This is a genomic window from Mycobacterium asiaticum, from assembly GCF_001673635.1.
Lineage (GTDB): Bacteria > Actinomycetota > Actinomycetes > Mycobacteriales > Mycobacteriaceae > Mycobacterium > Mycobacterium asiaticum_C.
Genome location: NZ_LZMH01000074.1, coordinates 15,131 through 26,434, shown reverse-complemented (window position 1 = coordinate 26,434; position 11,304 = coordinate 15,131). Strand labels below are relative to the sequence as shown.

Annotated in this window: 9 protein-coding genes; 4 read left to right on the top strand and 5 right to left on the bottom strand. The window is 62.9% G+C overall.

Annotated features, from left to right (window positions below; all coding sequences use genetic code 11):
• The first annotated feature begins 18 nt into the window (after positions 1-18).
• From A5645_RS22475 to A5645_RS22465, 3 genes are all read left to right on the top strand, one after another.
• Complete coding sequence (locus A5645_RS22475; RefSeq protein ID WP_065131089.1) at positions 19-1,542, top strand: GMC family oxidoreductase; 1,524 nt, start codon at positions 19-21, stop codon at positions 1,540-1,542.
• A 120-nt stretch (positions 1,543-1,662) separates the two neighbouring features.
• On the top strand, positions 1,663-2,421 hold the full coding sequence (locus A5645_RS22470; protein ID WP_065131088.1) for a TetR/AcrR family transcriptional regulator: 759 nt from the start codon (positions 1,663-1,665) through the stop codon (positions 2,419-2,421).
• 278 nt (positions 2,422-2,699) lie between these two features.
• Complete coding sequence (locus A5645_RS22465; protein ID WP_065131087.1) at positions 2,700-3,350, top strand: nitroreductase family protein; 651 nt, start codon at positions 2,700-2,702, stop codon at positions 3,348-3,350.
• Positions 3,351-3,458: 108 nt separating this feature from the next.
• Here A5645_RS22465 and A5645_RS22460 read toward each other — a convergent pair whose 3' ends face one another.
• The 4 genes from A5645_RS22460 to A5645_RS22445 all read right to left on the bottom strand — a co-directional run bounded on the left by A5645_RS22460 (position 3,459) and on the right by A5645_RS22445 (position 7,252).
• Positions 3,459-4,181 (bottom strand): TetR/AcrR family transcriptional regulator, encoded by a 723-nt coding sequence (locus A5645_RS22460; RefSeq protein WP_065131086.1) that lies wholly within the window; start codon positions 4,179-4,181, stop codon positions 3,459-3,461.
• 38 nt (positions 4,182-4,219) lie between these two features.
• Positions 4,220-5,125 carry an SAM-dependent methyltransferase gene (locus A5645_RS22455; protein ID WP_065131085.1) on the bottom strand — a complete coding sequence of 302 codons (906 nt, stop codon included), beginning with the start codon at positions 5,123-5,125 and terminating at the stop codon, positions 4,220-4,222.
• A gap of 44 nt (positions 5,126-5,169) precedes the next feature.
• Positions 5,170-6,615, bottom strand: coding sequence for an aldehyde dehydrogenase (locus tag A5645_RS22450; RefSeq protein ID WP_065131084.1), 1,446 nt, complete (start codon positions 6,613-6,615; stop codon positions 5,170-5,172).
• A 262-nt stretch (positions 6,616-6,877) separates the two neighbouring features.
• On the bottom strand, positions 6,878-7,252 hold the full coding sequence (locus A5645_RS22445) for a MerR family transcriptional regulator (RefSeq protein WP_065131083.1): 375 nt from the start codon (positions 7,250-7,252) through the stop codon (positions 6,878-6,880).
• A gap of 51 nt (positions 7,253-7,303) precedes the next feature.
• Between A5645_RS22445 and A5645_RS22440 the strand changes: the two genes are divergently transcribed.
• Entirely contained in the window at positions 7,304-7,750 is a 447-nt protein-coding gene (locus tag A5645_RS22440) for a PPOX class F420-dependent oxidoreductase (RefSeq protein WP_065131082.1), read from the top strand.
• Here the strand turns inward: A5645_RS22440 and dnaE are convergent.
• Entirely contained in the window at positions 7,747-11,286 is a 3,540-nt protein-coding gene (gene dnaE / locus A5645_RS22435; RefSeq protein WP_065034923.1) for a DNA polymerase III subunit alpha, read from the bottom strand. The two genes, A5645_RS22440 and dnaE, sit on opposite strands and share 4 nt — an antisense overlap.
• Between the last annotated feature and the right edge of the window lie 18 nt (positions 11,287-11,304).

Here is an 11,304-nt window from a genome sequence, read left to right as displayed (position 1 = left end):
CGATAACGGAGGTATGGCATGAGACACGCGAGCACATATGACTTCATCATTGTCGGAGCGGGCACGGCTGGTTGCGTGCTTGCCAGCCGGCTGTCCGAGGATTCTGAGGTAAATGTTCTGCTGCTCGAGGCCGGTAGCGCGATGCCGCCAGCTGCCAGTGCGGTTCCAGCGCTGTGGCCCAGCATGATTGGCGGTTACTCAGACTGGGGAGATTGGACCACTGTGCAGGCGGCCAGCGGTTCGGCCGAGCGAATGCCAAGAGGTCGGGTGGTCGGCGGCTCCTCCGCAATCAACGGCATGATGTTTGTACGGGGACATCGAAGCAGCTATGACGCCTGGGAGCGACTGGGCGCTAAGGGTTGGGGTTTCGACGATCTGCTTCCTTTCTTCATGCGCAGCGAGTCGGCCCGTTGGGGTGATCCAGCCCTTCGTGGATCGGATGGGCCGATGCGGGTCGCAGAGATCAGCCCACTGCACCCAGTGGCGACAGCTGCCCTTGATGCCGCGGCCGAATGTGGATACGCGCGGGCCAGGGACATCAGCGCGGGCCTTGATGTGGGTTTCGGACCCACCTCGAACAACATCGTCGATGGCAGACGGCTCAGCGCCGCGGACGCCTACCTGCTGCCGGCCCTGAGCCGACCCAATCTCGATTTCATCGCTGACGCGACAGCACACCGCCTTCGGATTAGGAAGAGGCGCTGCGTGGGAGTTGAGTACACCATCGCACAGGCAAAATCGGTTCGTGCCGCGTCGGCCGGGGAAGTGATCCTAGCTGCTGGCTCCATCGGGTCGGCCCAACTGCTCATGCTCTCCGGCATCGGACCGAGAGCACATCTGGGCGCAATGGGCATAGGCATCGAGGGCGACTTACCGGGCGTGGGAGCCAACCTGCAAAATCACCTCCTGGTACCAGTGGCCTATAGCTCGGCGCGGCCGATACCCAGCAGCCACAGCGGGCATGCAGAGGTTATCGGCCTGGTCGAGAGCGAGTGCGCCGTCGACGGCCCCGATATCCAGATATTGATCTTGAATTCCACCCGTATTGGCCTGCCGGGTGACGACGGCCACGTGGCCGGCTATGCGATAGCTGCTGCACTCATGCGGCCGTTCAGTCGGGGAAGCATCAGGCTTTCCGGACCGGACACGAGCGACCGCCCGATCATTGATCCCAACTATTTCGATGAAGACATAGATTTGCGCACTGTTGTGGCCGGATTGCGGCGTGCTCGACAGATCGGCGATGCCAGCGCTTTTAAAGAGTGGCGCGGCGCAGAAGCCATGCCCGGCAATGGCGTTGAGAACGACGATGCGCTCGGAATCTTCGCAAAGACCGCGTTCCAGTCGTACTTCCACCCCGTGGGGACCTGCGCCGTGGGTGATACCGACATGTCGGTGCTCGACACCCAATTGCGGGTCCACGCGTTCAACGGACTTCGAGTGGCCGATGCATCAGTGATGCCGTCAATCCCGTCTGGGAATACCGCTGCCACCGTCTATGCGATTGCCGAACGGGCTGCGGACTTGATCAAGTCTGCCTAGGCATCCGAACGCAGATCCTCACCCCGCCGCAGTACTTCAACGACCGCCCGAAAACCCTCAGTCAAAACCGAGCACCGCGTCATACATGCGCGATAGCGGGTCAGCGATATCATCGTTAACATGCCAGAGCAGACGAGACGCCGCAGGTCTCCCCGGACGGGCGTCGACGCCTTGCCCCCGACTCGTTCCGAGAAGGTGCTGCAGGCTGCGGCGGAGCTACTGCGCACGGGCGGCATCGATGCGGTTTCCACCCGCGCGGTCGCGACCGCAGCAGGGGTCCAGCCACCCGTCATTTATCGGGAATTCGGGGGAAAAGACGAACTGCTGGACGCGGTTTCACACTACGTGTTAGGGGATTACCTGCGCGACAAACGTCGCCGTTTGTTGCGCGCGTCGGGCGATACCGTCGAAGACCTTCGGCAGGTATGGGATGCGCACGTCGAGTTCGGGCTCGCGCATCCTGATACCTACGTCCTGACTTTCGTGCAATCTCGTCCAGGCGCACCGACTTCCGGTGCGGCCGAGACCTTCAAGCTGTTGGAGCAAACCATAGCTCGACTCGGGGATGAGGGCCGATTGCGTATGAGCGTGGACCGCGCGACCAAGCTCTTCCATGCCGCCGGCGTGGGTATCGTTCTGACCCTCATCTCCGAATCTCCCGATAACCGGGATATGCAGCTGTCCAATCTGGCCAGAGACAATGTGCTGTCAGCGATCGTCAATATCAAGGGCGCGACCGCGGCGAAGTCCTCGGCTCTGACCGCACGCGCTGTCGCGCTGCGAGAGACGGTTCGTCGCGCCGAAGACACGCCCCTGACAACCGCGGAACGCGACTTGTTGCTGGAATGGCTTGTCCGCCTGGCCGACCGAAACACGTGACGCCCACACCCTAATCCTCGGCCATGGCGCACGCCGGCTGTAGACGACGATCCGCAGGATCCAGAAGGCGAATACCGCCTCGCAGTGCCACATTGGCGAGGCCGTCGGCCTACCTGCCGACGAACCGAGAGACCCGAGACACCGGTGATTTCGCGGCGTCGGCGTTCCGGTCGCGGTCCTGAGCGATTCTGGCAATGTCCGATTTCCTTCGCGCGGTGTGTTTCCATCGTTATCATATCACTGTTTACATCGGAAACACACTGGAGTAGCCTCGGGTCGTGAGCTGCGATCTTTCTGTTGATCAGGCACTGACGACCACCCGCGCCGTGCGCAGACGACTGGACCTGCGCAGGCCGGTTCCGCGCCAGATCCTCATGGAGTGCCTGGATCTTGCACTGCAGGCGCCGACGGGAGCCAATTCGCAAGGGTGGCAATGGGTTTTCGTTGATGATGTCGACAAGAGGTATTCGCTTGCCGAAATTTACCGGTCGGTGGCAGACCCATACATTGATGCCCTGGGCGAGTCACCCCACGGCGACGCGAGCGACAAACGAATCTCTGCGAATATCCGTTCGGGTAAATACCTCAGCAAACATCTGCACGAGGTGCCGGTGTTGCTCGTCCCCTGCCTAGCAGGCCGTCCGGAGAATGTCGATCACATCCCAGGTGGCACGGCCGCTTTCTGGGGATCTCTGTTGCCCGCAGTTTGGAGCTTCATGCTGGCGCTGCGGTCTCGCGGCCTCGGCTCCGCCTGGACGACGTTCCACCTCAGCGGAGACGGTGAGAAGCGGGCTGCGGAGATCCTGGAGATCCCCTACGAGAGCTACAGCCAGGGCGGGTTGATTCCGATCGCTTACACGATAGGCACCGGCTTTCGGCGCGCCGAGCGCATACCCGCTGCCCATCTCACACATTGGAACACCTGGTAGCCACTGCAATTCGATCCGAAGCCGGCATTTCGATTCGATTCGAAGCCGCCATTGTGACCCGAGCCCGCCGGTGCGCACGCCGGGCACGCAACGGCGGCGCCTAACGCGCTAAGCGTCGTCGGCCAGCCGATGTAACCATTCAGCCAAGAGCGCGCGTTCCGCCGATGTCAGCCTGCAGTTGCGGTAGTGACGGAGCCGCTGACGCAACTCGTCGGCGCGGGCCGAGATATCGGAAAGCCTGGCCACCAGCTCGGGCTCGTCATATGTGATCTGGGCCAGCGTATTGTCCCGCATGATGTGCGAGACCTGAAGATCCCGCTCCTGGGGAGGCAATGCTATCAGCGTGAGCACGACACCTTTAGCGGACGAGCGAAGGAGAGCGGTCGCCCTTTCGACGCTCATTCGCAGCCGGCCTTCACTTCCCAACTGAGCGACAACCTCTCGCAATAGGTCGAACGATTGGGCCGCGCAAGCCGATGCCGTGGTTCGACCCGAGTACACATAAGCAAGCAGATAACAATCCGGATTCGTCAATCCGAAATCCACGTGCAAGTCCCACAATTGCTTGAGCTCGCGAAGGGGGTCGGGGCACGTTGCGATCAACCGTCGCTTTTCCGCAATGTACTTCTCGAAGACGAAAAGTGTCACCGCATCGAGAAGTCGGTTCTTGTTACCAAACTGGCGATAGATGACTGGCGGCTGCACACCCGCGGCAATAGCGACGGCCCGGGTGGACAGTCCGTCGATACCGTCGACACGCATGAGTTCTGCTGCTGCCTGCAGTATGGGTTCCGATGTAGGCGATGCCTCCGATGGCTGCGGTATGCTCATATGTTTCCAATGATATTGTCGAATCGTTTCCAGCGCGATCAGTTTGGAACAAGTACCCCCGTCAGGAAGCGCAAGTACTCCGCGCTGTCAGGTAGCAGCGGCACGTTGTGCACAGAAAGCCGATAGGAACCGAGAAGATCTGCCAGGCGAGCATTTCGAGTGTTCCATCCGCGCATTGCCAGATGCACTGCCGGGTCTTGACGCACGCCAGGAAAGGTCAAGCGGCGCAGACTGATGTTAGGGTCATGTTGGCGCCATAAGTCGTGCAGTCGATCAAGGACGTTGCCGACCACATCGTCTCGCTGTATGAAGTGATCGGCGGCAATGCGGCTGTTTGGTGCGCTCAGTGCGGTGATTGCGTTGAGAATTCTGTCCTGTCCCGCGGGAGGCAGATACCCGACAAAGAGACCCTCGACTACCCAGGCGGTAGGCTTCGAGGCATCAAATCCGGCCCCGAGTAGCGCTGCCGGCCAATCCTGCCGCAGATCGATTCCTACGGTTCGGTGTCGCACTGACGGTTCTTGCCCGAGATTCACCAACACGTTGCGCTTCCAATTAATCACTTCCGGTTGATCGATCTCGTAGACCGTGGTCGCGGAAGGCCACGCCAAGCGCAAGGCGCGGGAGTCCAAGCCCGACGCCAAGATCACCACTTGGCTAATCCCGCCCTGACAAGCCTCGACCAGATAGTCATCGAATGCGCGCGCCCGGATTCCGAAGAAAAAGGGGAACCACCCAGCTCCGATATCTTTGAAATCAACTACGCCGTCGATGATTTGGGTAAACAGATCGGTGCCGACCGCGCGGACGAGCAGTTCCGCAAACGGATCGTCGATGACTCCGCCCAGCTGTTTCGTCGCCACCGCCCGCGCCGTGGCCACCATCGTGGCAGTGGTACCGACTCCTGTTCGCAAGTCCCAACTGTCGTAACCCGTGCGTGTCATATGTCCCTCCTCAGAGCTTGGCATTGATAAATGTCGTTCGGTCGTCAGCTGATCGCGGCGGGTGCGGCCGTCCGATAGATCGACTTTGTGGCCTGGTAGGCGATTAGTCCTTCGGGGCCGAATTCCCTTCCGAGGCCACTACTTTTCACCCCGCCGAATGGCGACCCGACATCCGGGTGGTAGTAGTTGACCCCGATGGTTCCGGTTTGAACTGCCCGAGCGATATTGGTCGCACGATCTTCGTCGGCCGAAAAGACACTGCCGCCTAAGCCGAATTCGGAATCGTTCGCGATATCGACGGCCTCTCGGTCTGAGCCATACGGAATGACGGACACGACCGGCCCGAAAATCTCTTCGCGAGCGATGCGGGCTTGGTTGTGGACACCGGCAAACACTGTAGGCGCGACGTACCAGCCGCGCCGCTGAGTCGCTGGTGCACCTCCCCCGGTGACCACCTTGCCACCTTGCGCCTTTCCGATCTCGATGTAAGCCAGGACGCGCTTTCGTTGGCGTGAGCTGACGAGCGGGCCGATATCGACACTTTCGTCAAGTGGATTGCCAATGCTCAGCGAGCGGGCCATGGCCGCCAGTGCATCGACCACCTCTTGATACCGCGACTTGGGCGCCAGGACACGGGAATTCGCAATGCATAGCTGGCCGTTGTTACCGAACGACAGCAGACGCAGCTGCTCCATCACCCGATCCAGGTCAGCGTCCTCCAGCACGATGGCAGCTGATTTGCCACCTAACTCCAGTGTGACCGGCCGCAACAAGCGACCGCAGGCTTCGGCAATCCGCCGTCCGACATTCGTTGATCCGGTGAACGTCACCTTGTCGATTTGCGGGTGACGGATCAAGTAGGCGCCAACTTGGTCACCACCGGGGATGATGTTGAGAACCCCGGGCGGCAGGCCGGCTTCGACTGCGGCTTCGCCGAAAACCCTGGCGTCCAAGGCGGTCTCCGGCGATGGCTTCAGTACCACAGTGCAACCTGCGGCCAGCGCAGGGCCGATCTTCGCTGCCCCGAGGAGTTGAGGCACGTTCCATGGCACGACCGCGCCGACTACACCCACCGCCTCCCGCCGCACGATTGTCTGGCCGACCGGATTTGAACGGATATCCTCTTCATCGGTGCGCGCCGCCAAGCCGGCGTAGTAGCGCAGCACTGCAACCGGGAGCGCGCTACTAAAGGCCCGAGAGGTCGTGATCGGCATTCCCGTCTCTCGTGTGCACAGCTGGATCGTGTGGTCGGCGCGTGCCTCCACGGCATCCGCCAGACGTTGGAGGATCCGCGACCGCTCGGCCCCTGAAGTCGCCTTCCAATCAGGGAAAGCCTTCCTGGACGCTGCTACCGCGTCGTCTACGTCAGTGACGGTAGCGCTGGGCCCTTTGCCGAGCAGCCGCTCTGTCGCGGCTTCGATGACTGGTTCGATACCCCGAGCCGAGCGGAACTGTCCAGCAATAAACAGTTCGGGCTCAATATGTTCCATGACTTCCCTCCGATGAGTAACGATCATCCGCATCGACCACTTCACGGCCGATGGTGCGCGTGTCACCTCGACGAGGCACATCTGGTCACACAATCGGATGGTATCACCGGAAACAGATTATTGGTAGCACTGAAAACATACTGGCCGTTGCGCGGTGTCGGTCGGGCAGCCGGCAAGTCGTGACAGATCATCGAAGGACGCAGGACCACCCACCGATTTGCAACGCGTTGGCTCCCCGCCCTTCAACAGGTAACGGTCCCCATCAGCAGGGGTGGACCCCACAGCTGCAGGCGTCGATCGACGGACATGTGCACCGCATCCCCCACTCGATGACCTCCCGCGCGCGGGCCAATGACGCTATCTGCGCGTCGATCTCGACGAGTTTTCGCTCGGCGAGAGCGCGAGAGGCCGGGCGTCCGGGCGCCTCGTCGGCGAACAGCAGTTGGATCTCCTCCAGCGAAAAACCGGCCGACTTGCAGAGGCGGATCACCTCGAGCCGGCTCAGGATCGAGTCGTCGTAGCGTCGCTGCCCGCCCTTGCGCTCCGGCGCGGGCACCAGACCGATCTGCTCGTAGTAGCGCAGGGTGGTCGCCGCGATACCAGCGTCGCGGGCGACGTCTCCGATGGTCAGTTGCATCCGAATCTCCAGGCTTGACTTCGAGTCAACTCTAAGTTGTTGACTGGCCCCATGCACACCACTACACGCGCCGGGCTGACCGACGCCCGTTACGCCCTGCTGCGGTCCTTTCGCCGTGACGGCAATCCCGTCGACACCCCGATCTGGCTCGCCTTCGACGGCGATGCTCTGCTGTTCCGCACGAAGCTGGGACCCAAGACCAAGCGGCTGGCCAACAACCCTGAGGTGCAGCTCGCCGTCTGCGACTACCGCGGCCGAGTGCAACCCGGTGCGGTGGAGGTCACCGGCCGCGCCACGATACTGGCGGGCCCCGACGCCGAACGCGCCAACGGCATCCTGCACCGGCGGTACGGCTGGCAGTGGAATATCGTGCCGCTGCTCAAGATTCCGGGCGTGACCAATGTGCATCGCGATCTGCCGCTGCGGGAGAAGCTGCGACGGGCGCGCGACCGGGGCGTGTGGCCAGACAGCGCGATTGTGCGGGTGGAGTTCGCCTAAGCGCCCAGGCAGCCCGGTCCGAGCAGCTCCTTCAGATCGCCCATCAACGCCGGCGATGGGGTCACCCGCAGCGACTGATCGAGCTCGAGCGTGGTGATCCGGTCCCCGCTGATCAGCCGCAGGTGCACCTGGGACGTGCCGGGGTGCCGGGTCAGCACCTGCTTGAGTGCGCTGACCTTGTCGATGGTGCACTGCCGGGTGGGCAGACTGACGGCCAGCGGCCGATTGGGCTGGGCGTTGGAGAAGTCGGGTACCACAAGCTCGTTGGCGATCAAGCTGATCCGGTCGTCGCGAATGGCGACCTTGGCGTTGACCAGCACCACCGCGTCATCAGCGATGTCGGCGCCGTAGCTGGAGTAGGTGTGCGGGAAGAACATCACCTCGATGCCACCGGTCAGGTCTTCCAATTGCGCTGAGGCCCAGGGCATCCCGTTCTTGTTGACGCGCCGGTTGACCGAGGCCAGGATGCCGCCGACGCGTACCTGGGTGTCGTTGGGGACGTCGCCGTCCAGGATCGCCGGGATGGCGGTGTCGACCTGGGTGGCCAGCAGGTGTGCCACCCCGTTGAGCGGGTGCCCGGACACGTACAGACCCAGCATTTCGCGCTCGAGGGCGAGTTTGTGTTTGTCCTCCCACTCGTCCTCGGGCACCTTGATGGTGAAGACTGCGTCACCGGCGCCATCACCGTCGGAGCCGCCGAAGAGGTCGAACTGGCCCATCGCCTCGGCCTTCTTGGTGCCCAGCACCGAATCGACGGCGTCGGTGTGCACCAGGAAAAGTCCCTTGCGCGGGTGGTTGAGCGAATCGAACGCGCCCGCCTTGATCAACGACTCGGTGACTTTCTTGTTGCACGCGGAGATGTCGATCTTGTTCAGGTAGTCGGAGAAGTCGGTGAACTTGCCCTTCTCGCTGCGGGTCTTGATCAGCGAGCCCACCACGTTGGCGCCGACGTTGCGCACCGCTCCCAGCCCGAAGCGGATGTCCTTGCCCACGGAGGCGAAGTTGACCAGGGACTCGTTGACGTCCGGCGGCAGCACGGTGATGCCCAGCTTGCGGCAGTCCGCCAGGTAGACCGCCGCCTTGTCCTTGTCGTCGCCGACGGAGGTGAGCAGTCCCGCCATGTACTCCGCCGGGTAGTTGGCCTTCAGGTAGGCGGTCCAGTAGGAAACCAGGCCATAGCCTGCGGCGTGCGACTTGTTGAAGGCATATCCGGCGAATGGAAGGATGGTGTCCCACAACGCTTTCACCGCTTTTTCGGAGAAGCCGTTGTTGGTCATGCCCTCGTAGAAGCCCTTGTACTCCGCCTCGAGCACCTCGAGCTTCTTCTTGCCCATCGCCTTGCGCAGCGCGTCGGCCTTACCCATGGTGTAGGAGGCGACCTTCTGGGCGATGAACATGATCTGCTCTTGGTAGACGATGAGACCGTATGTCTCCGAGAGGATCTCGCGCAGCGGCTCTTCGAGCTCGGGGTGGATGGGCTTGATCGGCTGGCGGCCGTTCTTGCGGTCGGCGTAGTCGTTGTGGGCGTTCATGCCCATCGGGCCGGGCCGGTACAGCGCCAGGACGGCGACGATGTCGTTGAACTCGGTGGGCTGCATGCGGCGCAGCAGGTCGCGCATCGGCCCGCCGTCGAGCTGGAACACCCCCAGCGTGTCGCCGCGGCCCAGCAGTTCGTAGGTCGGCCCGTCGTCCAGCGGCACCGACTCGAGGTCGAGGTCGATGCCCCGGTTGGCTTTGATGTTCTCGATCGCGTCGCCGATGATCGTCAGGTTGCGCAGGCCCAGGAAGTCCATCTTCAGCAGGCCGATGGCCTCACACGACGGGTAGTCCCAGCCGGTGATGATTGCGCCGTCCTGCGGCCGCTTCCACAACGGGATCGCCTCGGTGAGCGGCTCGCTGCTCATGATCACCGCGCACGCGTGCACACCGGCGTTGCGGATCAACCCTTCCAGACCGCGCGCCGTCTGATAGATGGTGCGCACGTCCGGGTCGGTCTCGATCAGGCTGCGGACCTCGGCGGCTTCCTTGAACCGCTCGTGGTTGGGATCGGTGATCCCCGACAGCGGGATGTCCTTGGCCATGATCGGCGGCGGCAACGCCTTGGTGATCCGGTCGGCGATCGCGAAGCCGGGCTGACCGTAGTGGATCCGGGCCGAGTCTTTCAGCGCCGCTTTGGTTTTGATGGTGCCAAAGGTGATGACCTGGGCGACGCGGTCGTGGCCCCATTTGTCGGCGGCGTAGCGCACCATCTCGCCGCGACGACGGTCGTCGAAGTCGATGTCGATGTCGGGGGCCGACGGGCGCTCGGGGTTGAGGAAGCGTTCGAACAGCAGACCGTGCGGGATGGGGTCGATGTTGGTGATGCCCATCGCGTAGGCCACCAGCGACCCCGCCGCCGAGCCACGGCCGGGACCCACGCGGATGTCGACCGAGCGCGCGTGGTTGATCAGGTCCGCCACGATCAGGAAGTAGGCGGGGAACCCCTTGTCGCAGATGACCTTGATCTCGTACTCGGCCCGGTCGATGTAGTCCTGGCCGACGCCGTCGGGGAACCGGCGTTTCAGGCCGGCCATCACCTCGTGGTGCAGCCAGGACGCCTGGTCGTGTCCTTCGGGCACCGGAAACACCGGCATCCGGTCGCGCGGCGTCCACACATCGGCGTAGGACTGCACCCGTTCGGCGATCAGCAGGGTGGAGTCGCACGCGCCGGGCACCTGACCGTCCCACAGCTGGCGCATCTCGGCGGCTGACTTGAGGTAGTAGCCGTCACCGTCGAACTTGAACCGGTTGGGGTCGGACAGCGTCTTTCCGGTCTGCACGCACAGCAGCGCTTCGTGGTTGTGGGCGGCGTCGCGGGTGACGTAGTGGCAGTCGTTGGTGGCTAGCGGCGGAATGCCGAGCTTGCGGCCGATGTCCAGCAGGCCCTCCCGGACTCGCTGTTCGATCGACAGGCCGTGGTCCATCAGTTCGAGGAAGTAGTTGTCGGGCCCGAAGATCTCGCGCCACTTCGCCGCCGACTCCAGCGCCTCGCGCTCGTGCCCGAGCCGCAGCCGGGTCTGCACCTCTCCGGACGGGCAGCCGGTGGTGGCAATGATGCCCTCGGCGTGTTCGGCGACGAGTTCGGCGTCCATGCGCGACCACTTGCCCAGTTGGCCCTCGAAGGAGGCCAGCGACGATAGCTTGAACAGGTTGCGCAGGCCGGTCGCGTTCTCGGCCACCATCGTCAGGTGCGTGTAGGAGCCGCTGCCGGACACGTCGTCGGACTTCTGGCTGGGATCACCCCAGGTGATGCGGCGGGTGTCGAAGCGCGAAGCCGGCGCGATATAGGCCTCCACGCCGATGATCGGCTTGATCCCGGCCTTGGTGGCGGTGTTGTAGAACTCGCTGGCGCCGAACATGTTTCCGTGGTCGGTCATGCCGATGGCGGGCATCCCCAACCGCTCGACCTCGGCCAGCATCGGGCTGATCTTCGCGGCACCGTCCAGCATCGAATACTCGGTGTGGTTGTGCAGGTGCACGAAGCTCGACTGGTTCATAGGGACGCCAGTCTATGA

Bases quoted from the DNA above. Each gene is read 5' to 3' on its own strand.
- A5645_RS22475 (WP_065131089.1), top strand. From the start codon at position 19: ATGAGACACGCGAGCACATATGACTTCATCATTGTCGGAGCGGGCACG.
- A5645_RS22470 (WP_065131088.1), top strand. From the start codon at position 1,663: ATGCCAGAGCAGACGAGACGCCGCAGGTCTCCCCGGACGGGCGTCGAC.
- A5645_RS22460 (WP_065131086.1), bottom strand. From the start codon at position 4,181: ATGAGCATACCGCAGCCATCGGAGGCATCGCCTACATCGGAACCCATA.
- A5645_RS22455 (WP_065131085.1), bottom strand. From the start codon at position 5,125: ATGACACGCACGGGTTACGACAGTTGGGACTTGCGAACAGGAGTCGGT.
- A5645_RS22450 (WP_065131084.1), bottom strand. From the start codon at position 6,615: ATGGAACATATTGAGCCCGAACTGTTTATTGCTGGACAGTTCCGCTCG.
- A5645_RS22445 (WP_065131083.1), bottom strand. From the start codon at position 7,252: ATGCAACTGACCATCGGAGACGTCGCCCGCGACGCTGGTATCGCGGCG.
- A5645_RS22440 (WP_065131082.1), top strand. From the start codon at position 7,304: ATGCACACCACTACACGCGCCGGGCTGACCGACGCCCGTTACGCCCTG.
- dnaE (WP_065034923.1), bottom strand. From the start codon at position 11,286: ATGAACCAGTCGAGCTTCGTGCACCTGCACAACCACACCGAGTATTCG.